At 49.1% G+C, this 24,076-nt stretch carries 21 protein-coding genes; 3 read left to right on the forward strand and 18 right to left on the reverse strand.

The features are described from left to right. Nucleotides 1–366: 366 nt before the first annotated feature. From msrA to QP339_RS07900, 13 genes are all read right to left on the reverse strand, one after another. Nucleotides 367–885, reverse strand: a complete 519-nt coding sequence (gene msrA, locus QP339_RS07840) for a peptide-methionine (S)-S-oxide reductase MsrA (RefSeq protein ID WP_284879008.1) — start codon at nucleotides 883–885, stop codon at nucleotides 367–369. A gap of 136 nt (nucleotides 886–1,021) precedes the next feature. Next, the gene (gene serS / locus QP339_RS07845) at nucleotides 1,022–2,314 is read right to left on the reverse strand and encodes a serine--tRNA ligase (RefSeq protein ID WP_284911052.1); all 1,293 of its coding nucleotides are present in this window, start codon (nucleotides 2,312–2,314) and stop codon (nucleotides 1,022–1,024) included. Between the two features lie 338 nt (nucleotides 2,315–2,652). Continuing rightward, nucleotides 2,653–3,996, reverse strand: a complete 1,344-nt coding sequence (locus QP339_RS07850; protein ID WP_284911053.1) for a serine hydrolase — start codon at nucleotides 3,994–3,996, stop codon at nucleotides 2,653–2,655. Nucleotides 3,997–4,037: 41 nt separating this feature from the next. Beyond that, on the reverse strand, nucleotides 4,038–5,183 hold the full coding sequence (locus QP339_RS07855; RefSeq protein WP_284911054.1) for a sensor histidine kinase: 1,146 nt from the start codon (nucleotides 5,181–5,183) through the stop codon (nucleotides 4,038–4,040). A gap of 27 nt (nucleotides 5,184–5,210) precedes the next feature. Beyond that, nucleotides 5,211–5,915, reverse strand: a complete 705-nt coding sequence (locus QP339_RS07860; RefSeq protein WP_067973754.1) for a response regulator transcription factor — start codon at nucleotides 5,913–5,915, stop codon at nucleotides 5,211–5,213. Nucleotides 5,916–7,036: 1,121 nt separating this feature from the next. Then, a complete protein-coding gene (locus QP339_RS07865; protein ID WP_284911055.1) occupies nucleotides 7,037–7,549 on the reverse strand; it encodes a type 1 glutamine amidotransferase domain-containing protein in 513 nt (170 codons plus the stop codon). Nucleotides 7,550–7,689: 140 nt separating this feature from the next. Further along, nucleotides 7,690–9,171, reverse strand: coding sequence for an IMP dehydrogenase (gene guaB, locus QP339_RS07870; RefSeq protein ID WP_284911056.1), 1,482 nt, complete (start codon nucleotides 9,169–9,171; stop codon nucleotides 7,690–7,692). 133 nt (nucleotides 9,172–9,304) lie between these two features. Further along, complete coding sequence (locus QP339_RS07875; protein ID WP_284911057.1) at nucleotides 9,305–10,348, reverse strand: thioredoxin domain-containing protein; 1,044 nt, start codon at nucleotides 10,346–10,348, stop codon at nucleotides 9,305–9,307. Between the two features lie 1,226 nt (nucleotides 10,349–11,574). Then, nucleotides 11,575–12,279: a DUF1129 domain-containing protein gene (locus QP339_RS07880; protein ID WP_284911058.1), complete on the reverse strand. Its 705-nt coding sequence runs from the start codon at nucleotides 12,277–12,279 to the stop codon at nucleotides 11,575–11,577. 11 nt (nucleotides 12,280–12,290) lie between these two features. Further along, nucleotides 12,291–13,388, reverse strand: a complete 1,098-nt coding sequence (gene ychF / locus QP339_RS07885; RefSeq protein WP_284911059.1) for a redox-regulated ATPase YchF — start codon at nucleotides 13,386–13,388, stop codon at nucleotides 12,291–12,293. A 22-nt stretch (nucleotides 13,389–13,410) separates the two neighbouring features. Beyond that, nucleotides 13,411–13,611 carry a DUF951 domain-containing protein gene (locus QP339_RS07890; RefSeq protein ID WP_284911060.1) on the reverse strand — a complete coding sequence of 67 codons (201 nt, stop codon included), beginning with the start codon at nucleotides 13,609–13,611 and terminating at the stop codon, nucleotides 13,411–13,413. A 12-nt stretch (nucleotides 13,612–13,623) separates the two neighbouring features. After that, nucleotides 13,624–14,556 (reverse strand): ParB/RepB/Spo0J family partition protein, encoded by a 933-nt coding sequence (locus tag QP339_RS07895; RefSeq protein ID WP_284911061.1) that lies wholly within the window; start codon nucleotides 14,554–14,556, stop codon nucleotides 13,624–13,626. Continuing rightward, nucleotides 14,546–15,310, reverse strand: a complete 765-nt coding sequence (locus tag QP339_RS07900; RefSeq protein ID WP_070619827.1) for a ParA family protein — start codon at nucleotides 15,308–15,310, stop codon at nucleotides 14,546–14,548. The genes QP339_RS07895 and QP339_RS07900 overlap by 11 nt, the downstream gene beginning before the upstream one ends. Before the next feature lie 343 nt (nucleotides 15,311–15,653). Here QP339_RS07900 and QP339_RS07905 point away from each other — a divergent pair, with 343 nt between their 5' ends. Next, entirely contained in the window at nucleotides 15,654–15,833 is a 180-nt protein-coding gene (locus QP339_RS07905) for a hypothetical protein (protein WP_284911062.1), read from the forward strand. Nucleotides 15,834–15,954: 121 nt separating this feature from the next. On the opposite strand, the gene QP339_RS07910 is transcribed toward QP339_RS07905, so the two are convergent. From QP339_RS07910 to QP339_RS07925, 4 genes are all read right to left on the reverse strand, one after another. Continuing rightward, entirely contained in the window at nucleotides 15,955–16,809 is an 855-nt protein-coding gene (locus QP339_RS07910; protein WP_284911063.1) for a VOC family protein, read from the reverse strand. Between the two features lie 1,439 nt (nucleotides 16,810–18,248). After that, nucleotides 18,249–18,965, reverse strand: a complete 717-nt coding sequence (rsmG, locus tag QP339_RS07915) for a 16S rRNA (guanine(527)-N(7))-methyltransferase RsmG (RefSeq protein ID WP_284911064.1) — start codon at nucleotides 18,963–18,965, stop codon at nucleotides 18,249–18,251. An 8-nt stretch (nucleotides 18,966–18,973) separates the two neighbouring features. Next, the gene (locus QP339_RS07920) at nucleotides 18,974–19,303 is read right to left on the reverse strand and encodes a DsrE family protein (RefSeq protein ID WP_284911065.1); all 330 of its coding nucleotides are present in this window, start codon (nucleotides 19,301–19,303) and stop codon (nucleotides 18,974–18,976) included. 97 nt (nucleotides 19,304–19,400) lie between these two features. After that, nucleotides 19,401–20,561, reverse strand: a complete 1,161-nt coding sequence (locus QP339_RS07925; RefSeq protein ID WP_284911066.1) for an MFS transporter — start codon at nucleotides 20,559–20,561, stop codon at nucleotides 19,401–19,403. 302 nt (nucleotides 20,562–20,863) lie between these two features. Between QP339_RS07925 and QP339_RS07930 the strand changes: the two genes are divergently transcribed. Then, nucleotides 20,864–21,064, forward strand: coding sequence for a hypothetical protein (locus QP339_RS07930; RefSeq protein ID WP_070619844.1), 201 nt, complete (start codon nucleotides 20,864–20,866; stop codon nucleotides 21,062–21,064). A gap of 9 nt (nucleotides 21,065–21,073) precedes the next feature. After that, complete coding sequence (locus QP339_RS07935) at nucleotides 21,074–21,289, forward strand: hypothetical protein (protein ID WP_284911067.1); 216 nt, start codon at nucleotides 21,074–21,076, stop codon at nucleotides 21,287–21,289. An 869-nt stretch (nucleotides 21,290–22,158) separates the two neighbouring features. Here QP339_RS07935 and mnmG read toward each other — a convergent pair. Continuing rightward, nucleotides 22,159–24,063 carry a tRNA uridine-5-carboxymethylaminomethyl(34) synthesis enzyme MnmG gene (gene mnmG / locus QP339_RS07940; RefSeq protein WP_284911068.1) on the reverse strand — a complete coding sequence of 635 codons (1,905 nt, stop codon included), beginning with the start codon at nucleotides 24,061–24,063 and terminating at the stop codon, nucleotides 22,159–22,161. Nucleotides 24,064–24,076 lie beyond the last annotated feature (13 nt).

Raw genomic sequence — 24,076 nt, forward strand, 5'->3', positions numbered from 1 at the left:
TGGTTCATCAACTCGAAGTTGATGCCCTACACAATTGGTTCGTCTTCTTTGTTCAGTTTTCAAAGGTCTATCTCGTCTCTCTTTGAGACAACTATTTAATGATATCTCATCAAGAACGAAATGTCAAGAACTTTTTCAAATTCTTTTTTGTTTTCTTGAGAAACAACTTTTATAGTATAGCATTTCTCACAGATCTTCGTCAAGGCTTTTTTCAAAAACATTTATTTTGCTTACGGCCTTTTTGAGGACAAGAAATATATTATCACCTTTCTAGATCTTTGTAAAGTCTTTTTCTTAATTTTACTTAGAAAAATAAAAAGTGACAAAAGCCCAGCTAGCAGCTTTTGTCACTCTTTACTCGTTCTCCTACCAATTTTCGTCAATAAAGCTTTGGCGGCCAGAGCCTCGACGGTAGCGTTGGTAGTGTTCGGGATTCTTCTTATAGAAATCTTGGTGGTAATCTTCTGCTGGATAAAAGGCTTGGGCGGGTTCAATCTGAGTCACAATCGGATCGTCGAAACGTCCGCTGGCTTCGAGTGCCGCTTTAGAATCAAGTGCTGCTTGCTTCTGCTCTTCATCCGCATAAAAAATTACTGGCCGGTAAGAATCTCCCCGGTCAACGAATTGACCCATGGCATCCGTTGGGTCTGTCTGTTGCCAGTAAATCTTCAGTAAGTCTTCATATGAAATCACTTCAGGGTCGTAAGTAATTTCGACAGCTTCTGTGTGGCCGGTATTGCCCCGGCAGACTTCCTGATAAGTTGGATTGGGCACATGTCCACCTGTATAACCCGATACAACTGAAATAATACCAGGATATTGGTCGAAGGGTTGGACCATACACCAAAAACATCCCCCTGCAAAAATAGCTTTCTTTTCTGCCATATCGCATCACCTTCCTTTGCTAACTTACTTCTATTGTAGCAGCTTTTCGATCGTTCACCTACTTCTAGGTCTCAAATGACAAAAGAGGCTGGGCTTTTGCCTCCAACCTCTTCTTATCTATTATTCCACTTTGTTTCTAACCCAGTGCATTCTCTTTAGTAATCTTCGTTACGCCACCCATGTAAGGAACGAGTACTTCTGGGATGGTCACTGAGCCATCCGCATTTTGGTAGTTTTCAAGGACTGCTGCTACGGTCCGACCGACAGCCAAACCTGAACCATTCAAGGTATGGGCGAGTTGCGGTTTACCGTTCTCATCGCGGTAGCGGATCTTAGCCCGGCGTGCTTGAAAGTCTACGCAGTTTGAGCATGATGAAATTTCCCGGTAGGTATCTTGGGCTGGGATCCAAACTTCGATATCATAAGTCTTAGAAGCTGAGAAGCCCATGTCACCGGTACAGAGAACGATGCGGCGGTAAGGTAATTTCAGCATATCTAAAATATTTTCCGCATTTTGGGTCATGCTTTCGAGTTCATCGAAGGATTGGTCTGGTTTAGCAAATTTGACCATTTCAACCTTGTGGAATTGGTGGAGACGGATCAAGCCCCGGGTATCCCGGCCTGCAGAACCCGCTTCTGAACGGAAGCAAGGTGACATCGCGGTGAACTTAATAGGTAATTCTTCACCTGGAATGATATCTCCTGCATAGTAGTTGGTCAAGGTCACTTCGGCAGTTGGGATCAAGGTCAAGTCGCGGTCGTCATGTTCAATTTGGAAAACATCTTCAGTAAATTTAGGGAACTGACCAGTCCCGTACATAGCTTGGTCATTGGCCAGGTAAGGGGTGATGGTTTCAATATAACCTTCCTTAGCGTGTTGGTCGAGCATGAAGTTGTAGAGGGCACGCTCTAGCTTAGCCCCCATCCCACGGTAGTAGAGGAAGCGTGAGCCAGCTACCTTGCCGCCTGCTGCGAAATCAAGGATGCCTAAGTCTTCACCAATTTCATAGTGGGCTTTAGGCGTGAAGTCAAAGTTTGGCAGCTCGCCCTTGCGGTGGATTTCTTCATTATCGTCTTCATCTTCCCCTACTGGAACGCCTTCTGCAGGCAAATTCGGAATGCGGGCTAAGATATCATGACGTTTGTTTTCAACCGCTTTGACTTCTTGGTCTAGCTTAGAGATTTCCTCGCCTAGTTCCTGCATGGCCTTAATCTTGTCATCTGCATCTTCTTGGTTCCGTTTCAACTGGGCAATTTCTTCTGAGGTTTGGTTACGGACTTTCTTCTGTTCTTCGACTTGAACTAAGAGCTTACGACGGTCTTCATCGAGAGCCATCACTTGGTCCAACTCTTCCCGGCTCACCCCGCGAGTCTCTAACAATTGGGCTGTTTCTTCAAAATTATTTCGTAATTGACGCATATCAATCATGGGTCTTCCTCCTCCATTAATGTAAAAAATTAAAATAAAAAAGCTATTCCATACCCTTTCGATTAAGAAAGGGACGGAATAGCTGCTTGTTTCGGCATTATTGCGCGGTACCACCCTGCTTCAGCATATCACTATATGCTTGCTGCACTCTTCAGTTAACGGTCTGTCCGGAAATGCTTCACCCATCTGCGGGCTCGCACTCAGCGATTGTGTGGATTCCATGATAACAAGTATCCGTTCCCACCGACCACGGACTCTCTTGAACTTATCCATCACTTACTAGTCACAATCCTACTTTTTATCTATTAATGCTATTATAATCTTTCTCTCAATAAATGTCAATTTGCCTTTGCACTTTGCGTATCGAGCCAGTCTTCCACCTGGTCCACCAAGGATTCAATCAACTGGGACATGCGCCGTGTCACCCGGACAATGGGGCTCAGGCCTTCCACTTCTTCACTCGGCACAATAGCATTGGTCAAGGCCATATCCTGGCCCTCCACGTCTTCAAGGAAGGGCAGACGGATGGTCACCTGGTTAACAGCCTGACTAGGATCAAGCGGAGCCTTCACCTGCAGGGTCCCTTGGGGGGTGTACCGCCAATTATCGCTATAAGATTCCACCTTTTCTTGGGCCCAATCGATTCCTTGGGGCAAGAAGGCAGCTGAATTATCCTGGTAGAGCAGGTCCACCTGGTCTTGGCGGCCTTGGTAGACATCCACATGGTCCCGGCTAGCGAAGACTTCCCCTTCTTGGTGGAGGAGAGTCCAAGCTAGATTGTCCTGCAGGCCGTTCAATAACTTGTTAGTTTCCCGGTAGCGGGCCTCATTATCGCTCGCCCCCAGGGTCAAAAGCAAGACAGGACGGTCGTTGATCCGGCTGACAATCAGGATACAGGCTCCAGCTAAGTCTTCCGTCCCGGTCTTCAAGCCCAAGACATCCTCGCGTCCATGAGCCAGTCCCGGGAGAAACTCATTGAAATTCACCATCCGAAAAGTCGTCTCTGGGTTAACTTGGAAGTCTTTAACAGGAACCGCCGAGCGTTTGAGAATATCAGGATAGTCTTCCAATAAGTGCTGGGTCATCCGCAAGAGGTCAATCCCCCGCATCTGGTTCTCGTCCTGGCTGGTGTACTGGTCACCATGGGTCGTCTGATATTTCCCATCTAAACCCGAAGCCGTGTAGAGTTTGTAATCTGTGATCCCTAAAGACTCCAGCTTATCGCCCATCTTTTCCACAAAAGTTGCCTCGTCCCCTGCCACATATTGGGCCAGGGCTACAATGGCTGAATTAGCTGAATAAATTAAGGTGGCATCGATCAGGTCGCCGGCAGTGTAATAGTCCGTTGACGCATCCAGAGGGACATTAGATAAGTTGGGGAGGCGGGAGAGTTCAGCCACCCCTTCAGAGACGGGAATCTTGGTATCGAAATCTAATTGACCAGCCTTGATGGCATCGTAAACCACATACAAGCTCAGCAACTTGGTCAAGGAAGCAATCCCGTGCAAGTCATCATCCTGGTAGCGGAAGAGGGCCTGGCCAGTCGCTGGATCCATAGCTGCGGCCTGGTCAACTCCCAAGTTCAATTGACTCGCCAGCTGGCTAGAAAAGTCCCCCAGGCTCGTTCCCCGATCCTCAGCAAGAACCAGAGTCGGGCTGAAAACCGTCCATAACAAAGTCAAAACGAGCCCCACTTTAAAAACTTTCAGCTTCTTTCCAAGAGTCATCCATTCAACCTCTCTTCCTGGTAATGATTCGGAATTTTAAAAATAAAACGTGTGCTCTGGCTATCCGATTCCGCCCATATCTTGCCATGGTGATGGAAGACCACCCCTTCTGCAATAGCCAGGCCTAGGCCGCTACCGGATTTTTCTTGGGAGCGTGAGCTATCCACCCGGTAAAAGCGTTGGAAAAGCCGGTCTAAGGCCTCTTCTGGAATCTGGTCGCCATCATTTTCGACGACAAAAGTGGTCTCTTTAGCATCCTGGCTGACCGCCACACGGACATAGTCACCATCGCCACCATATTTAAAGGCATTGGTCAGTAGGTTAGAGAAAACCCGGGCCAATTGCTCTGGATCCACATCGACAATTATTTCCTGGTCTTCTGGGACATCCAAGCGGAGCTCGCGACCGGCTTGTTCCGCCTCCATCTCAAATTCAACCAGCATCTGCTGGAGCATCCGTACCACATTGATGGGCATAACATTGAGCTGGATATTGACCTGGCTAATCTTGGTGTATTCAAAGAGGTCATTCACCATCCGCTGCAATTGCAGGGACTTGGTATAAGCAATATGGGCATAGTACTTCATTTCTTCCTCATCATTGTAATGGCCGCTCTCCAAGAGACCTAAGTAGCCGATCACCGAGGTCAGCGGGGTCCGGATATCATGGGACATGTTGACAATCAACTCATCCTTGGACTGTTCAATTCGGCGCTCTTCCTCCATGGCCTCAACCGTGCTATCCACCAGGCGGTTAATCGAGGACACCACCGGCTTCATCGAATCCAAGTGCTTGCTGGAAATCCGGTGGTCATAGTTTCCCTGAGAAATAAAATGCAGTTCATCCAAGATATAACCCAATTGGACCGTCCGATAACGGCGATAAATCCGCCAAGCGACTGCCCCCAGACCAATCACCACATAGCAAAGGGTGAATCCTAAGAAGAAATTCTGCTGGAAATAGGGTTGGAGAATAATGGAGAAGGGATTTTGCTGCATAATCTGGACATAGTAATAATCGTAGGCAAAGATCAAAACGAACATAATGCCAAAATACCCCAGCAAAAGAATGGCTGTCCAAACCACCGCCTCAAAGAAAACTTCAAGAAAGACGCGGTATTTACTTCGCTTGGAATGATACATGCACTTGCCTCCCTTCATCCCTTGGTACTAGGCTTGGTCAGCTGTCGGATCGACAATCCGGTAGCCTACCCCCCAAACTGTTGAAATCACCTTATCGCCATTGGTTGCCTTACCAATCTTATCGCGCAGGTGACTGACATGGACCATCACCGTCTTGGCAGAAACAACAGAATCTTGCTGCCAAACCCGTTCAAAAATTTCGTCCGCACTGAAGACTTCATTCGGATGGCTGGCCAAGAGGTAAAGAATCCCAAATTCTAAAGCCGTGAGCTGGATCTCCTTGCCATCGATGGTCTTCACCTCATGAGAATTCTTATGAATCGTCAAAGGCCCAATCTCAATCGTATCGGTATTATTCTCATCCGACAAGTTAGCCCGACGCAAGAGGGACTTCACCCGGGCCATCACTTCGAGGGCATTGAAGGGCTTGGTCACATAGTCATCCGCCCCCGTCGTCAAACCAGAAATCTTGTCCATATCGCTGGACTTAGCCGACAACAAGAGGATGGGGATCTCAACATTCCGCCCCCGGAGCTCCTTCAAGAGGGTCAAACCATCCTTACCTGGCATCATGATATCCAAGATCATCAAATCAATATCTGGATTATCCACCATCTGCTTGAGGGCATCATCCCCATCAAAAGCCTGGACCACCTGGTAGCCCTCATTCTTAGAATAAATCGTCAGTAACTCAACAATATCCTTATCATCATCTACAATCAATAATTTCATCTCGCCACTCCCTTACACAAAACTTATTTACATACTATTACTTTACTAAGAACATACTCCCCTATATTTTAGCAAAACATCCCTATAATTGTTTAAAGAAAACCCACAAATCTCCTTAAGAAAGCATTAAATCAAAGGGTGTGAGCAAAGGCGTTTAGAAGCTTACCACTGGAACACGAACGAAAAAGGGCAAGCCCCGCTTGCACGTTTCGATCGTGTGAAGTGGAGAAGCTTCTGCCTTTGCGAACCCGACTGCAAAGGGTGTGAGGGCGCACGGGTAGAAGTGGACCTCTGGAGCAAAAGGGATAAGAACGGCTTTAGCCGGTCGTTCCCTTTTGTGAAGAGGAGCCACTTCTGCGCGACCGAACCCGACTATAAAGGGTGTGAGCAAAGGCGGTCAGAAAGGGATGACTGGAAGAAAAGAGGAAAAGAGCGGCTTTAGCCGATCGTTCCACTTTTCTGAAGTCACTCCCTTTCTGCCTTTGCAAACCCGACTATAAAGGGTGTGAGCAAAGGCGGTCAGAAGCTTACCACTGGAGCACGAACGAAAAAGGGCAAGCCCCGCTTGCACGTTCCCGACTTGCGAAAGCACTCCAAAACTGCTCTTGCGAACCCAACTAAAGGGTGTGAGGGCTGGCGCTTAGCTTTCGTTCACTGGAACAAGTCGCCAGAGCAGTCTCACAGACTGCGGCGGTGACTTGTGAAGTGACACGAAAGCTGCCAGACCGAACCCAACTATACAAGGGTGTGAGACTTGGCGCTCAGGCTTGGATGATTGGAGCAAGACAGAATAAGAGCGAAGCATTCGCTCGTTTCTGACTTGTGAAATTACTCCAAGCCTGCCAAGTCGAACCCGACTAGGGGTGTAAGCAAAGGCTGTGAGGGCGCTTAAATTAACCAATCCCCAATCAAACTGGCGAAGTGTGACTTGAAATCTTTTAGCATCCAATTTCCTCATTCGAGTGTGGATTGGGGACTAGCAACCCACAAATAAAGACATGGAGTGTGGAGGGCTAGAATCTAACCCCCAATCGAAGCTTCCGAGTGTGGGTTACTCCACCCTCAGCACTCCAAATAAAAAGGAGCAGGCTGCCCTGCTCCTTGCTTTATTCATATAGAGCCTATTTCAAAGCATCGACAATGGCTTCATTGAAGGCATCTAAGTCGGCTGGGGTCCGGCTGGAGATAATGCCGGATGGGTCAATGACAACTTCTTCATCAAAGAAGTTGGCGCCCGCATTTTTCACGTCAACGGCCACTTGTTTAACAGCTGTAATGGACTTACCTTTCAGTACGTCAGCATTGACGAGTAATTGAGGGGCATGGCAGATGGAGAAGATTGGTTTGCGCTTGAAGGCAAAGTGGCGCACGAAATCTATTACGCGCTCGTCGCCCCGTAATTTATCAGGGGAATAGCCGCCAGGAATGAGCAGGGCATCGTAATCCGCACCTTCTGCCGCATCAATGCCAACAGCGACTTCGACTTCTGTATCTTCACTCTTACCGGTAACAGTTTGGCCAGCTTCGAGCCCCACGGTCACTACTTCATGACCCGCAGCCTCGAGGGCTTCCTTAGGTGATGTAAACTCTGAATCTTCGAATAGGTCTGTGATAATTGCTGCAATTTTTGCCATAAATTATGGAACCTCCTTCAATTCATTACAAGTTCAACTTCTCTTTCATCCTAACATGTGAGCGAACGAAAGGCGAGTAATCCGCTCAGCCTTTCTATAAGAAAAGCGCCTAGCCTGGGCTAGACGCTTGTCCTTGGCACTTATCCACGTGAGTAGTTAGGTGCTTCTTTGGTAATTTGAATGTCGTGGGGGTGGGATTCGATCAGACCAGCGGCTGACATGCGAACGAACTGGGCATTTTGACGGAGGTCTTCAATATTGTGTGCCCCGCAATATCCCATACCGGACCGGATACCACCGACCATTTGGAAGATGATATCAACGACTGAGCCCTTGTAGCTGACCCGGCCTTCGATACCTTCTGGGACCAGCTTGTTGGCTTCGTTGACTTCTCCTTGGAAGTAGCGGTCAGCTGAGCCCTTCTTCATGGCACCCAGACTGCCCATGCCGCGGTAGGTCTTGAAGCGGCGGCCTTGGTAGATCTCAATTTCACCCGGCGATTCGTCCGTCCCTGCTAGCATGGAACCTAGCATCACGGCATGGCCCCCAGCAGCCAGGGCCTTGACAATATCTCCTGAATACTTAATCCCTCCATCAGCGATGATGGTCTTGCCAAATTCATTGGCCACTTCAGCGGCATCATAAATGGCGGTTAATTGGGGCACGCCGACCCCAGCCACTACCCGGGTAGTACAGATTGAACCAGGTCCAATGCCAACTTTGACAATATCGACCCCTGTTTCAAAAAGGGCCCGGGTACCTTCCGCTGTGGCCACATTCCCAGCAATCAGGGTGACCTCTGAGAACTGGTCGCGGATTTCCTTGACCTTGCGGAGGACGCCCTTGGAATGGCCGTGGGCAGTGTCGATGACAATGGCATCCACACCTGCTTCAATGAGGGCTTTGGCCCGTTCGAAGGTATCTGAAGTCACACCGACAGCTGCCCCACAGACCAAACGTCCTTTGGCATCTTTGGCTGCATTGGGATAGTCAGTGACATTTTGAATATCTTTGAAGGTAATTAAGCCGGTCAAACGACCTTGGTCATCAACCAAGGGGAGTTTTTCAATCCGGTATTTTTGTAGGAGAGCTTCGGCTTCTTCTAGGCTGGTATTCGAAGGAGCGGTGACCATTTCTTCTGTGGTCATATATTCATGAATAGGTTCGGATAAATCACGGACAAAGCGAATGTCGCGGTTGGTGATGATCCCCAGTAATTCACGCGAACTCTCATCCTTGACGATAGGAACTCCACTGATCCGGTAGCGCGCCATCAAATCTTCAGCTTCTTGCACCTTATTGTCTGGGAAGAGATAGAAAGGATTGGTGATGACGCCACTCTCCGAGCGTTTCACCTTGCGAACTTCCTCAGCCTGACGGGCAATGGTCATGTTCTTATGGATAATTCCTAAGCCGCCAGACCGTGCCATGGCAATAGCCATATCCGCTTCCGTTACCGTATCCATCGAAGCTGATAGGATAGGGACATTCAATTTCAAGTGGTCAGATAGCTGGATCCCTAAATCCGCTTCATCAGGTAGGACATCACTTTCAGCAGGCACGAGTAAGACATCATCGAAGGTAATTCCTTCTTTGACAAATTTATTTTCCCAGTTCGACATGGTGTTAATCCGCTCCTTTTCCTTTTTAGATTATTCAATAGGATAGCCCGAATTTCCGAAATTGTCAACAATTATTTTAATCTTTTGCGGTTAATAGCGAACCTTTTATACGAATTTTATTTTATCGTTCGTCTTATAGCTTGTTTTGAAGGGCTGAGAGGGCTTGGTCAGCTTGGAAGCCTTGGCCATCGATGAAGACGGCTGGACTGGCTTCCACGCCCACTGCCTTACCTTCTCTGTAAGCGGCTTTGAGGGCTGCTTGGTTACCTTGGTAGTCGTAGCCCAGCTCTTCTTCCGCAAACTTGAAGACACCTTCAAAGTCAGAGGCTACCCATTCGGGACGCCGAGCGAGGATCTCTTCGACTTGATACAGGGCCTTTTCGGGCGTTTGATAGTCCACAAAGCGCTGCATCACTTCACCCTTGTAGCCGCCCCCATGGCGTAAACTAAAGATTTTAGTCACTAAGCTCACTTGGCCCGAAGCGAGGGCTTGGCGCAGAATAGGGAAAGCTTCCTTGACATAGGCTGCTGATTCCGCTTCATAGAGGTCGATAAATTGATAGATGGTCTTTTCTGCCTGGTCCGAGCCGAGGACAAAACCGTTGGAATCGTTCAGGGCAGACGGGTCAAAATCATTGGCTAAGTCTTGGTCTTCCAAGGCTTCAGCTAGCCACTTACGGATAGTGAAATGGTCTTCGTGTTCATCTAAGATATGACCAGCGAGGATAACAGTAGGAACGAAACGCACACCATTGTCTTCCCCTTCTTGGCGGATGGCCTGGGCGATTTCTTCATTAGCTTGCCGCTCGAGTCCGACCACATTCTCCACCCAATCTTTGACGCCATCGTGGTCCATTTCCCCCCAGACATCCTGGTTAGCATAGAAATAATGGATCAATTCATAAGCTTCTTCTGGCCGGCCATAGTCAATGTATTGGTGGAGGATATTAGCCTTGGACAGGTCATGCTTGTCGCGGTCATAAGATTTGATAATCCGCTGCAACTTGCCCGCTGCCACCCACTCGTCTAATAAGTAAGAATTGCTTTGGAAGAACTTCCGGGCAAAAGGACAGCGGTAGTTAATAAATTCAATGGATTTAATAGGGGCCTCATCGCAGCCCAATTTCAAACCGAGCTCTGTGCCGATTCCCTTGGTATTGATATCTGCCGTATTCATATAGAAACAACCTCCTCAGTTAAGTTAAGTTCATTGTAACAAGAAGAAGGGGCAAGGACTATAAAAAGGCCTCCAGTAGGGATAGGGAAAATCTAATAGGTGAATGGTATTAGTGAGCATGCCTTCCGCATTTGAATTTGGCCTTAACTATTGAAAAAGCCCTCAAATTTAGACTTTAAAGCCAAAATTTGGGGGCTTGATACTGACTTTTTATTGAGTCATTGGCTACTGGCTTTCCTTAGTTATGCCGATGCTTTCTATGGTATTGGATGAATCTTATCACATAAAAAGCATGCATAAGGTAAATTGGGAAGGCTATCGTCAACCAGCTTCGAAGTGATATGCCGGATGCTTTAAACAAAACTAGGACAAGAATTTGAATCAGGATAGAAATGGCCAAGACATCTTTTCGGTAGATCACGGGCTGAGTCATTTCTGAAATCACCTCAATTATTTAGTATCTTGCTTCATATTTTACAATATCAAAAAAAATGATCCTATCAAGTCTAGCATGCTTACGATGACCAATTGAAAGTTTCCCTATTAACAAAACTAAGCTAGCAACAGGAGGCTAGCTTAGTGAAGGGGTGTTTGTCTGTTTAGATGGTCTGCTCATACCCTTAGTTGGGTTCGCAGTTGCAGGCTTGAAGTGACTTCACCCAATCGAAACGATCGGCTAAGGCCGCTCTTTTCCGTTTGGGCTCCAGTCATTCAAGTCTGGACGCAACTGCTCGCACCCTGTATAGTCGGGCTCAGGCTAGCAGAAATAGCTCCTCTTCACCAAAATCCGCCGAAGACTTTCAGTCTTCTCTGGCTTTTGGCTCCAGAGATCTATTTCTCCCGCTAGCCTTCACACCCTGTGTAGTCGGGTTCGCAAGAGCAGACTTGAAGTGATTTCAACTCATCGAAACGCCTGACTGACGTCAGTCTTTTTCGATGAGTCTCCAATCATTCAAGTCTAAGCGCTCTTGCTCACACCCTGTGTAGTCGGGTTCGCAGTTGCAGGCTTGAAGTGACTTCACCCAATCGGAACGATCGGCTAAGGCCGCTCTTTTCCGTTTGGGCTCCAGTCATTCAAGTCTGGACGCAACTGCTCGCACCCTTATAGTCGGGTTCGACTTGGCAGGCTTGGAATGGTTTCACACGTCAGAAACGAGCGAATTCTTCGCTCTTATTCTGACTTGTTCCAACCATCCAAGCCTAGGCGCCAAGTCTCACACCCTGATTTAAAACAGTGTGTTTGTTTGGATGTTATAGGTTTTCTTGTACCACCATCTGCCGACGAAGGCGATGACGGCGATGGCGAAGTAGAGGAAGGCGGGGAGGACGACGTTGATGCTGGCAGGGATAAGGAGGGTGCTCAGGCTAACCACGCCAATCCAGACGATAACCACCGCTGCGCCAACACCAATATAGCGGAGGACGGGGTGTTTAGCCTCTCGGTCCATGTTTTGTTGGTAGTAAGTCAGAATCGCCATAGCCAAACCACCAAGGACAAAGTTAATGATTAAGGAAATCACACCGAAGGATTGGCTGTTAGCCTCTTGGTTGCTACTGATGGCACCGATGCCAGCTAGGGCAGCGAACATACCGCCGATGAAGAGGGCACTGTCCAACCAGAGTTGTTGGAAGGTCGCAGGCTTCACCTCGACTTCACTAGGACCATACAGGACTTGCTGGGCATATTGGGTAGGCGTGCCGTAGAGGTGGTTGGCCGTAATCCCCTGGCCCTGCTTGTCCAACATTTCCTTGATCATAGTATTTTCATGGCAGATGGCCGCTTCTTCTGCACCCTGGGCCTTCATTTCCTTATTGAATTGGAAGATGAAGTCTTGGTTGCGCTTGGTCAGTTCAGGGTAGAGTTTCTGGTTTTCTGCTTGGAGGTCAGCCAGGCTGACTTCCTGGTCTTTAACGGATTGGTCTTGTGTCATTAGAGAACCTCCTAAACATTGAAGCGGAAGAGCATGATATCGCCATCTTCAACGACATAATCCTTACCTTCCGACCGGTACTTGCCGTGTTCCTTGCAAGCCTGCATGCTGCCGTAAGTCATTAAGTCATCGTAGTGGACGGTTTCAGCCCGGATGAAGCCGCGCTCGAAGTCAGAGTGGATGATCCCCGCGGCTTGGGGAGCCTTCATGCCCTTCTTGAAGGTCCAAGCGCGAACTTCTTGCTCCCCAGCGGTAAAGTAAGTGGCTAGGCCAAGCAGGGTGTAGGACCGTTGGATCAAGACATCTAGGCCTGATTGTTCCATGCCGAGGTCTTCCAGGAACATGGCCCGGTCATCCTCTTCCATGGTCGCCAGGTCTTCTTCCAATTTGGCGCAGACAACAACCACTTGGGCCCCTTCAGCATCGGCGATTTCACGAACCGCTTGGACGTGTTCATTGTCGCCAGATGCGGCATCCTCTTCCTCGACGTTAGCGACATAGAGGACCGGCTTCATGGTCAGGAGGAAGAGTTGCTTAACAAAGCCCATCTCTTCTTCGTTGAAGTCTAAGGCCCGGGCAGGCGTACCAGCTTCCAGGGCTTCCTTGATCCGGCCCAGGACATTGGCTTCGACAACGGCTTCATGCTGCTTGGACTTAGCCATTTTAGCTGCTTTTTCGTAGCGCTTGCTGACACTTTCCAGGTCAGCCAGGACTAGTTCCAGGTTGATGGTCTCAATATCGTCTTGGGGATTGATACCGCCGCTCACATGGGTAATGTTCTCATCATCGAAACAACGGACCACATGACAGATGGCGTCCACTTCACGGATATTGGCTAGGAACTTATTGCCCAGGCCTTCTCCCTTGGAGGCCCCCTTCACGATACCGGCAATATCGGTAAATTCAAAGGTCGTAGGGACCGTCTTCTTAGGTTCTACCACTTCGGTAATCTTCCAGAGGCGGTCATCAGGGACTTCCACCACGCCTACATTGGGGTCAATCGTCGCGAAGGGGTAGTTGGCTGCTTCCACTTGCGACTTGGTAATTGCGTTAAATAAGGTTGACTTACCCACATTTGGCAAGCCGACAATTCCTGCTGTTAAAGCCATTGCTTATTGTTCACTCACTTTCCTATTCATTTTCTGCTTTTTCAAGAACTTTTTTCATTTTCTTTTCGAATTCGCGCCGTGGCATCATCACGGACTGGCCACACCCCTGACATTTCATCCGGATATCCATGCCCATGCGGATAATCTCCCAGGCATTGGTCTTGCAAGGGTGGGGCTTCTTCATCTCGACCACATCATGGAGGCCATAATTCTTATCTACCATCCTATCCCCTCCTTAATCATCTAGGCGAATATTCAATAAATCTAAGATCCGGGTCAGGTCTTCCTCAGACAAGTACTCAATCTCGATCTTGCCGTGGTCCCCCTTGCTCTGGATCTGCACATTGGTCCCGAACTTGTCCATCAAGAGATCCTCACTCTCGCGGATATAGGTCGGTTTCTGCGGCGCTTGGACCTTCTGACTCTTCTGAGCTTCGACGGGTTCATTCAGACTCTGTACCATCTTCTCCAATTGGCGGACCGTCATCCCCTCATTGACCACCTTCTTAGCTAGTCGGGTCTGGTCTTTAGGATTCTTCAAGGCCAAAAGCGTCCGGGCCTGGCCCATGGACAAGTCGCCGGCTTGGACCAATTCCTTCACTTCCGGTGTCAGGTCCAAAAGGCGGAGGTAGTTGGCAATATAAGACCGGCTCTTACCCAAACGCTTGGCCGCTTCAGCCTGGGTCAGAGACAAGCTATCAATTAAATTCTGATAGGCCTGGGCCTCTTCTAAAGGCGTCAGGTCTTCCCGCTGCAAGTTCTCAATGATCGCGGTTTCGATCATTTGGGCATCGGTCATCTCACGTACAATAGCGGGGATGGTCTCGGCCCCATTCAGCTTGGTCGCCCGGTAACGGCGCTCCCCTGCAATGATCTCATAGCCCTTAATGGCGGACTTGCGGAGGATAATGGGCTGGAGGAGTCCCTGCTCCGCAATGGAATCCGCCAATTCTTGCAGGGCCTTCTCTGAGAAATTGAGCCGCGGCTGGTAAGGGTTGGGGCGAATCTCATCAAGGGCAACCTCTACCACCTGCTCATGATCAGGATCAAGCGGCGCCTGGGCGGCTTCCTGGCTGTCGCTTCCGATATAATCTTTTTCAAAAGGATTGCTTTCATCTGAGAAGAAAGCGCCGATTCCTTTACCTAAACCACGGTTCTTAGTCGTCATTTGCCAGCACTTCCTTTGCTAATTCAAGATAGACTTCCGCACCCCGCGATCGCTTGTCATAGTCGATAATGGCTAGGCCATAAGAAGGGGCTTCGGATAAACGGACATTGCGCGGAATCAGGGTGTCATAGACCTTGTCACCGAAGTACTTGCGCACCTCTTGGACCACTTCATTGCTGAGATTGGTCCGCGCGTCATACATGGTCATCAAGACCCCTTCCAGCTTCAAGTGCGGATTGAAGTGTTTCTGAACCAGTTGAATAGTGTTAAGCAACTGGCTCAACCCTTCCAAGGCATAGTACTCACTCTGTACAGGAATGAGGACGGAATCCGCTGCGGTGAAGGCATTGAGGGTCAAGTGCCCCAGGGAAGGCGGGCAATCGATAAAGATATAATCATACTGGTCGCGGACCGGCGCAATAGCCTCCTTCATCCGCTGCTCACGGTGGGGAACATTGGTCAATTCCACCTCAGCCCCCGCCAATTGCAGGGTCGCTGGGACGACATCCACATTCTCCCGGGAAGAAGGCAGGGTCACATCTGCCAAGTCCTTGCCATTAATGAGCACATCGTAGATATCCTCTTCGACCTCTGCCTTGTTGATCCCTAGGCCACTGCTGGCATTCCCTTGGGCATCGCTATCGATCAAGAGAACCTTCTTATCATTGTAAGCCAGGCAGGCCGCCAGGTTCACTGTCGTGGTGGTCTTACCAACGCCACCTTTCTGATTGGCAACCGCAATTACCTTTCCCATATTTTAATTACCTCCTTAGTCGCTTGCCGCGCAGTCACAAGCCAAGAAAGAAAAAAGGAAGGAAATGCGCTCCTTCCCCCTCGCATTTCTTCCGAATCCCAGCTCGAGTCTGACATTCTTCGCACATATTTTATTCTGTCTCCTTCATTGTATCAAAAAAAAGCCCCCTGTGCTCATAATTTTATCTTTAGAAGACTTCCACAAGTTAGGAGCCTATCATTTCACGCTAAAAGCCTAACATGTTATCATGTAAGCGTAAATATAATTTATATTGACTTGCCAGCCGTCACTTGCTCGCTTAGTGAAGGAGCGAGCTCAGCCCCCTAAGCAAGGAGGAATCGACATGCCACACTCTAGTTTAAAAATTGTCTTTTGGTGTCTTGTCATCGATACACTCTTAAACGGTATCTTGGAATACTTTTGGTCACCCGCCCTCTTGGAGGCCTTCAGCTCCATACCTGGAAACATCGCCTTTCTAATCGTGCTCTACTACTGGTGGGAGGGTCGTAAGGAGGAAGACTAGAGAATATAAGTATAAAAATAGAGGCTAGGACAATGGTCCTGGCCTCTTTATTTGCTATAAAGTTATTCAAAACTCTAGTCCAAGAGTGAGCCCTGACAGCTACTTCATATATCGTCTAAAATTAGGCTAACACTAAGCGAATTTGAGTTTGGGCGGGGTCGTGGAAGATCAGGCTGGAGCGGTCCTTGTCATAGTCGATCGCCTTGGCCTTGAGTTGGTCTTCGACCCAGTCCAGGTCGTCTTGGCTCCCCTGCCAGATGCTTTCGCGGAGGCCCTGGCTGGTGTAGTCTGCTTGGGGTTCAATGTCCTTCCGCCAAACGTTGGCGCCTAAATGATGGTGGTAGTCACCGGTCGCCATGAAGAGGGCGGACTTGCCCATGAGGAATTTGACGCCGAGACCCATGACGTCATAGTAGAAGTTCATGGTCTCTTCAATGTCATGGACGTGGAGGTGGATGTGGCCCATGATGGTTCCGTTCGGCATGCCCTGGTAGTCGCCTGGATCAGCTAGGGCGAGGACTTCTTCAGCCGCCATGGGCTCAACAATTCCTGCGATAGCTCCTGTTTCCTTAACATCCCACTCTGACTGGTCCTTGTCGGCATAGATCTCAATCCCATTATCTTCAGGGTCTTGGAGGTAGAGAGCCTCGCTGTAGCCGTGGTCGGAAGCACCTTCCAGGGGCGCTTTAACCTGAAGGAGGTGGTTGAAGTTATTGGCTAGGTCCTTGCGGCTGGGCAGGAGGAAGGCCATATGGTAGAGGCCGGTATAGTCCTTCTTGCGCTCATCAGTGGGATAGATCTCGAGGAGAACTTGCCCATCTGGCGTTCCCAGGTAATAAATACCATCCTTAACCTCAATTTGGCTGAGCCCAATCGTTTCTTGGTAGAAGTCTGCCAAGGCCTTGGGATCGAGCGCATTAATTGCCACCGCTTTAGTAGTCACTTGAGTCGCTGATTCGGTCACATGTCTAGTCATAGAATATTTGCTCCTTTGTTTTACTTTTTCCGTCTTTACTTACATTCAGTAACCAGTCTAGCATGTTTTATTTCCAAACCGAAGCAATAAGTCTTAGAAGCATTTTGATTGATTGGGCTGAAGCCCTTTAATATGTTAGCCTGGCCTTAATGAAAGCATTGAATTAATTTTTAGGAGGGGGACTTATGTCACGAGAAATTTTACGGTCTTTCATAGTTACTTGTTTGCATGCCTGCTTTATCTTCTTAGTCCTAGCCCTTATCGAAAAAATATTCTCCCTAACGATTCCATTTGCCCTTCAATTTCTGATCCTGCTTTTATATGTGCTAGGATTGAATTTGAAAAAAATAAGGAAGCTTTGATGTATTGTATTAGCGAGCATACGCTCCGCTATTGAATTTGATCGTTGAAGAGCCATGGCACCGGCTCGAGCCAAGGTCTCTCACCTAGCGAGCTTCAAACGGTTAGTAACGGCTTACGCCGACTATCCGTAATTCACATCTAGTCGGGTTCGGTCTGGCAACTTTCGTGTCACTTCACAAGTCTCCGCCGCAGTCTTGCAGACTGCTCCAACGACTTACTCCAGTGAACGAAAGCTAACCGCCAGCCCTCACACCCTTAAGCTTGCTTGTTCATGGCTAACGATCAAATTCAAAGCTCCACTCCTGCTCAAAACAATTGTAATAAATTTTTTTAAATCATTAGTCACTGACACTAAAACAGAAATAAGCAAAAAAGAAGCAGTAGATACTTAGAAAATCTACTGCTTCCTTATTTGTTTTGAATTAAATTGTCTTGATAGGCATTATTAGTGAGTAGGGTGGTGCAACTTCTAACCATCAGCTCTATTTGAAAGTTGGGGCTCAGCTACTCTCAAACTCCATGTCCATTTGAAAGTTTGACCTCTGCTACTCTCAAACTCCATGTCCATTTAAAAGTGCGGCCCACGCTACTCTCAAATTCCGCTTCCATTTGAAAGCTGGGCAGCGGCTAGACAAGCCACCCTGCACCACCATAATAAAAATAAGCTAGCTAAGACCTTGCTTTGGGATTGAGCGCTCTTGCTCACACCCTTTAGTCGGGTTCGGGCTGGCAGCTTTCGTGTCACTTCACAAGTCTCCGCCGCAGTCCTCCAGACTGCTCTGGTGACTTGTTCCAGTGAACGAAAGCTAACCGCCAGCCCTCACACCCTTTCTTAGTCGGGCTCGAGGATGCAGAAAGGGCTCCTCTTCGCAAAAGGACGTCGAAGGCTTCTAGCCTTCTCTGTCCTTTTACTCCAGAGGTCCCTTTCTCCCGCATCCTCTCACACCCTTTATAGTCGGGTTCGCAAGAGCAGCTTTGGAGTGCTTTCGCAAGTCGGAAACGTGCAAGCAGGGCTTGCCCTTATTCCGACTTACTCCAAGCATCCAAAGCTAAACGCTCTCGCTCACACCTTTTTTTTACTGAATTGGTTTTTTGGCTGGGGTGCCGGGTTTTCTGGGGTATTTGTTGGGGCTTTCTTTTTTCTTGGCGATACGGATGATGTGGCGTTCGCCGGCGTTTTCGGGGAGTTCGAAAGCGGCGTCTTCGAGGAATTTTCCGCCGAGGGTGGCGATTGCTTTCTTGGCGTCCGCGAGTTCGTCTTCGGCCTGGGCTCCCTTCATGGCAACAAAAAGGCCGTCTTTTTTGACCAGGGGCAGGCAGAATTCAGCGAGGACGGAAAGGCGAGCTACGGCGCGAGCGGTGGCCAGGTCATAGTGGGCGCGTTGGGCCTTGTTCTGGCCGAATGTTTCGGCCCGGTCGTGGATGGCCTGAACCTGGTCTAAACCGAGTTCGTCAATAACCGTATCCAGGAAACCGATCCGTTTTTTGAGGCTGTCCACGATAGTGACCTGGAGTTCTGGGAAGGCGATCTTGAGCGGGATGCTCGGGAAGCCTGCACCTGCTCCGACGTCCACTAGGGTCAGCGGGCGGCTGAGGTCAACGTGGAAGGCCAGGGTCAGGGAATCGTAGAAGTGCTTGAGGTAGACCTCATCGCGGTCGGTAATGGCCGTCAGGTTCATCTTCTCATTCCATTCGACCAAGAGCTCATAGTAACGGGCGAATTGGGCCATCTGTTGGTCGGTCAGGGAGATACCTGACTCTTGGAGTTTATTTTGAAATTGTTCGGGATTCATGGCGCCTCCTAGACTCTAATGTAGGCATAGCGGTCGTGTTGGTAGTTAATCAGGGCTGCTACACCATCTAAAGCAACTTCTAGGCCAACTTGGGCTACTCGGTCTTCGTCAATCCCTTCCCGCTCTAAGCTGGGCTTGGAGAGTTCAAAGGTCACTCCGCGGTCCAACCAAGGCTTGGCCTGGTCGAGAAGCTCCTCACGCTCAGCAATCCGAACGGCTGCGCCATTGGCAACAACCACCGTTTTCAAGTCAGGGGTCACTTCATAGGCTTTTTCTAAATAAGTAAATAATGTTGGCCATGATTTCATTTCATGGACATGGAATACCACACGTTTCATTCCGATCGACTCCTTCTCGTCTATTATCATTGTCAGTATAGCATACTTCCCCCCACAAAAAAATCCTCCCAAGCTCGTGCCTAGGAGGAGATAACACTTATTCAAAGTTCTTAGGATGGGTCACAACTAAGGCCAATCCCATCACAAACATAAAGATCGCGAAGACCAGGGTGGCTGAGAGGCCAAATGACTTCAAGAGGAAGGCCCCGACCCCGCTGGCAATCATAATTGACAGGTCGAAACTGGTCGTCTGCAGGGAGATGGCAATATCTTGACCCTCTGAGGTTTGCCGGGTGGTAGCTGTCTGCATCAGGGTCGAAATCGGACCGAAGCTGAGCCCCCATAGGAACATGCCGATGAAGCCCAGCCAGAGCGAAGAAGCCCCCCAGATGAAGATAGCCATGGCGATGATCCCGATAATAAAGACCGTCAGCATGATGGACTTGAGGTGGTCGTCGATCAAACGGGCCACTGCAACTACCGCACAGATAGCACCCAATCCAAAGACAATCTGCATGGCTTGAAGGCCCATGCCTAATCTTTCCGCAATCATCTGAATATAGACATAACTGGTGTAATGGGCACAGACAAAGAGGAAGGTGAGGACAACCACCATCATCACGTTGCGGTTCTTCACCATATCCTTGGGGCTAATCAGGTGGGCACTGGATTGGCCAGGCACTGAAGGCAAGAGCTTATAGCCAAAAGCGGCAACAATGAAGAAGCCTAGAGCTACCAGTCCAAAGGCTAAGCGCCAGTGCATGGCTTGGCCAATATAGGTCATCAAGGGCACGCCCAGGCTCAGGCCAATGGTAGAACCCGAGAAGACCAAGGTTACCGCCCGACCCGCATGGGCAGTCGGCACCATCTGCAGGGTATAGGCCGCCAACATGGACCACATCAAACCGGCACAGACCCCGCCGATCAAGCGGGCCCCCATGACCAGCCAGAAGTAAGGCGAAATAGCTGTCAATAAGTTGCCCAGACCAAAGCCTAGGACCACCGCAATCAAGAGGGGACGTCGGTTCACCTTAGTCACCAGCCGGGTCACCGGAATCGCACCCAGGGCAGCGGTCAGGGCATAGGCCCCAACAAATTGGCCCACCATGGAATAATCTGCGGACAGGCTCTCGCCCATCTCCGTCAAGAGACCCGCAGGCAATAATTCCGAAATAATCGCTAATAATGTAATCACACTCATCAGGAGAATCACCGGCCAGGGCATGGCTTGGTCATTTCCCCGTAAACTTCTCGTCATCTTCTACCTCCACTCTAAAAACTTCACCAATAGCATTGTATTCGATCATTTTGGCAATCTTTGAGCGAAAAGTCAAGCTTGGCCCCCTAAAAGATTTATGAGAAAGGGAGTGAGAGCAGATAGACTGGCTAGGACATCCCACTAAGCTTGTCATACAAATTAATAAATAACGAACCATATAAAAATGCTCCATATATATATATATATATATCGAATAGAAGCAAGTCTCTTTGAAAGCGCTTCTTATCTTTGTTAAGATAAAAGTGTAAGCACAGGATAGACAGCGAAAGGAGAGGCGTTTTATGGATAGAGTTCACCAATTCTTATACCGCACACCGGAATTAATTAAATTGCTCATTATAGCTGGTCTGCTCATCAGTAATTACATCTTGCTGGTCGAGCATTTCTCCGCACCCAGCCATCGGATGCTCCTCTCTCTTTCCTTTTTTATCCTTGCTGTCGTTTTAGGCATGGTCTTCCGCAGACCGAAGACTAAGGAATAGAGGGATTTCATGGATTTCTTTAAACAGTATAAAAATCAACTTATCGGCTATTCGACTAGGATCTTTATTGTCTATTCTGTCCTCAGTGTTTTCCGCGACTTTGACTCTTGGGAGAACTATTTCTTCCGCCTCTTCATTTTTGTCATCTTCATAGCAATTGTGTGTTGGCCACTGACTCGCTTGACTAAATATTTCTATGAAGAAGGCAAGAAAAACCGTCAATGATAGGAAGTGAAGTAAGGGTAAGGCTTACTTACTTTTAAATATATGAAACATACCAATTCATTAATCTATCTTTTTCTATTCTTCAACCTAATAGCTTTTGTCCCTGCAGACCAAACTATCCAATACTTCTTACTCAGCCTATCCACCGCCCTCTTCCTCCTTCTAGCAGTGAAGGATCAGCGCGCTCGGAAGGCAAAGGAAAAATAAATCTATCATCTACGACCAGTAAACTTCTGAACTCTTGGAAGTTACTGGTCTTTTTTATTTATCGGATTGGAATAGCGCCGGCTTCCCCCTGGGCCTTGCTTAGATAATCAAGACCATAAGCAGAAAAACCAAGCTTGCAAGGGACCTCTTCCTTGCAAGCTTGGTTTTCCTTATTTGTATGCGAATCTTCATTTGTCCTTGATAAGACCAAAGCACACTCGAGAGGCTTAAGTGAGTGTTGGGACCTAGTAAGCCTCACTGGAAAGGGTTGATTGTGGCTTGAAACTTGTCAACACACAATCCAAGACCCTGAGTGTGTATTGAAGTCTAGCAGTCCACACTTGGAGCTTACGATTGTGTGTTGACAGCAGCCAACACACAATCCAGGCTTTTGTTTGAAAGTTGGCCAAAGCTAAGCGCCTTTACGCACACCCTAGTCGGGTTCGACTTGGCAGGCTTGGCATGATTTCACAAGTCTGAAACGAGCGAATGCTTCGCTCTTATTCTGACTTGCTCCAATCATCCAAGCCTAAGCGCCAAGTCTCACACCCTTCATAGTCGGGTTCGGGCTGGCAGAAATAGCTCCTCTTCACCAAAATCCGCCGAAGACTTTTAGTCTTCTCTGGCTTTTGGCTCCAGAGGTCTATTTCTCCCGCCAGCCCTCACACCCTTTTTTTAACTTTCCCTGATTGCAGGTACACGGCAAGGATGGAGATGTCGGCGGGGTTGACGCCGGAGACGCGGCTGGCTTGGGCCAGGGTGCGGGGGCCGATTTCGGCTAGGCGTTGGCGGGCTTCGGTGGCGATGCCTTCGATGGCTTCCCAGTCGATGTCTTCAGGGATAACCTTGGATTCCATGCGGTGGAGCTTGTCCACATTGCGCTGGGCTTTTTCGATGTAGCCGGCATATTTAACTTGGATCTCGACTTGGTCCCAGACTTCGTGGGGGTAGTCGGTGTCGGATGGGGCGAATTTCAAGATATCAGCAATTTTTAGTTCAGGTCGTTTGAGCAGGTCAGCGGCCAGGATGCCATCCTTCAAGCGGGAAGACCCCTTGTCCTCGAGGTAGGCTTGGAGGTCGGCAGTCGGCTTGAGCCGAGTGGTTTGCAGGCGGTTGAGCTCGGACATGACCGCATTCTGTTCGAAGAGATAACGTTGGTAGCGCTCGTCCGTCACTAGGCCAAGCTGGCGGCCGTATTCCGTCAGGCGGAGGTCGGCGTTATCATGGCGGAGGAGGAGCCGGTATTCAGCCCGAGAAGTGAGCAGGCGGTAGGGTTCCGTCGTTCCCTTGGTGACCAAGTCATCCACCATGACACCGATATAACCCTCGTCGCGGCCAATAATGAAGGGGTCCTTGCCCTGGATCTTCAGCGCCGCATTGATCCCCGCATAGAGACCTTGGCCGGCTGCTTCTTCATAGCCTGAAGTCCCATTGGTCTGGCCGGCAGTATAGAGGTTATCGATATGCTTGGTTTCAAAAGTGACCTTCAATTGATTAGGCCGAACCACATCATATTCAATGGCATAGCCGTCGCGCATGATGCGGGCCTTTTCCAAGCCCTTGATGGAGTGGATCATGGCTTCTTGGACTTCTTCCGGCATAGAAGTCGACAGGCCTTGGACATAGATTTCATTGGTATAGCGGCCCTCTGGTTCCAAGAAGAGCTGGTGCTTGTCCTTGTCGGCAAAGCGCACAATCTTATCTTCAATCGATGGGCAGTAGCGGGCACCAACCCCGTCCACAATCCCTGTAAACATAGGGGCCCGGTCTAAGTTGTCACGGATAATCTCATGGGTGCCTTCATTGGTATAGGTCAGCCAGCAAGGGATCTGCTCGTCTGCAGGCAGGTAGTCTTCATCGTCAGAGAGGAAGCTGAAGTGGTGGGGAGCTTCATCCCCGGGCTGGATGCTGGTTTGGTCATAGTCCACGCTATCCTTGGCTACCCGGGGTGGGGTCCCCGTCTTAAAGCGGACAATGTCGAAACCATATTTCTCAGCTAAGTTCTTAGTCAATTCGGTAGCGGCCTGGGAGTTGTTGGGACCCGAAGAATATTTCAGGTCACCGATGATGATTTCACCGCGAGCTGCTGTCCCGACTGTTAAGATCACTGCCTGGCTACGGAAAACAGCCCCTGTTTCCGTGATAACACCCCGGCACTGGCCGTCTTCAACAATTAAGTCACTCACGATACCCTGGCGCAGGTCCAGGTTTTCTTGATTTTCAATGGTTTGGCGCATGGTTCGGGCATAGGCTTCCTTGTCGGCTTGGGCGCGGAGGGCGCGGACAGCAGGGCCCTTGCCAATATTGAGCATCCGCATTTGGATGTAGGTCTTATCGATATTGACCCCCATCTCCCCGCCTAGGGCATCGATCTCACGGACCACTACCCCCTTGGCTGGTCCCCCAATCGAAGGGTTACAAGGCATAAAGGCCACCATATCAATAGAAATCGTAATCAGGAGGGTCTTCTGTCCCATCCGAGCGGTCGCTAAGGCTGCCTCACAGCCCGCATGGCCAGCCCCGACAACGACAACGTCATAATCTCCAGCTGCAAATTGTTCTACCATCATTTCATCCTTT

It is taken from the genome of Aerococcus sp. UMB7834, assembly GCF_030215145.1.
Classification (GTDB): Bacteria; Bacillota; Bacilli; order Lactobacillales; family Aerococcaceae; genus Aerococcus.

Excerpts from the sequence above, each read along its gene's own strand:
- msrA (WP_284879008.1), bottom strand. The coding sequence starts at position 885 with ATGGCAGAAAAGAAAGCTATTTTTGCAGGGGGATGTTTTTGGTGTATG.
- serS (WP_284911052.1), bottom strand. The coding sequence starts at position 2,314 with ATGATTGATATGCGTCAATTACGAAATAATTTTGAAGAAACAGCCCAA.
- QP339_RS07855 (WP_284911054.1), bottom strand. The coding sequence starts at position 5,183 with ATGTATCATTCCAAGCGAAGTAAATACCGCGTCTTTCTTGAAGTTTTC.
- QP339_RS07860 (WP_067973754.1), bottom strand. The coding sequence starts at position 5,915 with ATGAAATTATTGATTGTAGATGATGATAAGGATATTGTTGAGTTACTG.
- QP339_RS07865 (WP_284911055.1), bottom strand. The coding sequence starts at position 7,549 with ATGGCAAAAATTGCAGCAATTATCACAGACCTATTCGAAGATTCAGAG.
- guaB (WP_284911056.1), bottom strand. The coding sequence starts at position 9,171 with ATGTCGAACTGGGAAAATAAATTTGTCAAAGAAGGAATTACCTTCGAT.
- QP339_RS07875 (WP_284911057.1), bottom strand. The coding sequence starts at position 10,348 with ATGAATACGGCAGATATCAATACCAAGGGAATCGGCACAGAGCTCGGT.
- QP339_RS07880 (WP_284911058.1), bottom strand. The coding sequence starts at position 12,279 with ATGACACAAGACCAATCCGTTAAAGACCAGGAAGTCAGCCTGGCTGAC.
- ychF (WP_284911059.1), bottom strand. The coding sequence starts at position 13,388 with ATGGCTTTAACAGCAGGAATTGTCGGCTTGCCAAATGTGGGTAAGTCA.
- QP339_RS07890 (WP_284911060.1), bottom strand. The coding sequence starts at position 13,611 with ATGGTAGATAAGAATTATGGCCTCCATGATGTGGTCGAGATGAAGAAG.
- QP339_RS07895 (WP_284911061.1), bottom strand. The coding sequence starts at position 14,556 with ATGACGACTAAGAACCGTGGTTTAGGTAAAGGAATCGGCGCTTTCTTC.
- QP339_RS07900 (WP_070619827.1), bottom strand. The coding sequence starts at position 15,310 with ATGGGAAAGGTAATTGCGGTTGCCAATCAGAAAGGTGGCGTTGGTAAG.
- QP339_RS07905 (WP_284911062.1), top strand. The coding sequence starts at position 15,654 with ATGCCACACTCTAGTTTAAAAATTGTCTTTTGGTGTCTTGTCATCGAT.
- QP339_RS07910 (WP_284911063.1), bottom strand. The coding sequence starts at position 16,809 with ATGACTAGACATGTGACCGAATCAGCGACTCAAGTGACTACTAAAGCG.
- rsmG (WP_284911064.1), bottom strand. The coding sequence starts at position 18,965 with ATGAATCCCGAACAATTTCAAAATAAACTCCAAGAGTCAGGTATCTCC.
- QP339_RS07920 (WP_284911065.1), bottom strand. The coding sequence starts at position 19,303 with ATGAAACGTGTGGTATTCCATGTCCATGAAATGAAATCATGGCCAACA.
- QP339_RS07925 (WP_284911066.1), bottom strand. The coding sequence starts at position 20,561 with ATGACGAGAAGTTTACGGGGAAATGACCAAGCCATGCCCTGGCCGGTG.
- QP339_RS07930 (WP_070619844.1), top strand. The coding sequence starts at position 20,864 with ATGGATAGAGTTCACCAATTCTTATACCGCACACCGGAATTAATTAAA.
- QP339_RS07935 (WP_284911067.1), top strand. The coding sequence starts at position 21,074 with ATGGATTTCTTTAAACAGTATAAAAATCAACTTATCGGCTATTCGACT.
- mnmG (WP_284911068.1), bottom strand. The coding sequence starts at position 24,063 with ATGGTAGAACAATTTGCAGCTGGAGATTATGACGTTGTCGTTGTCGGG.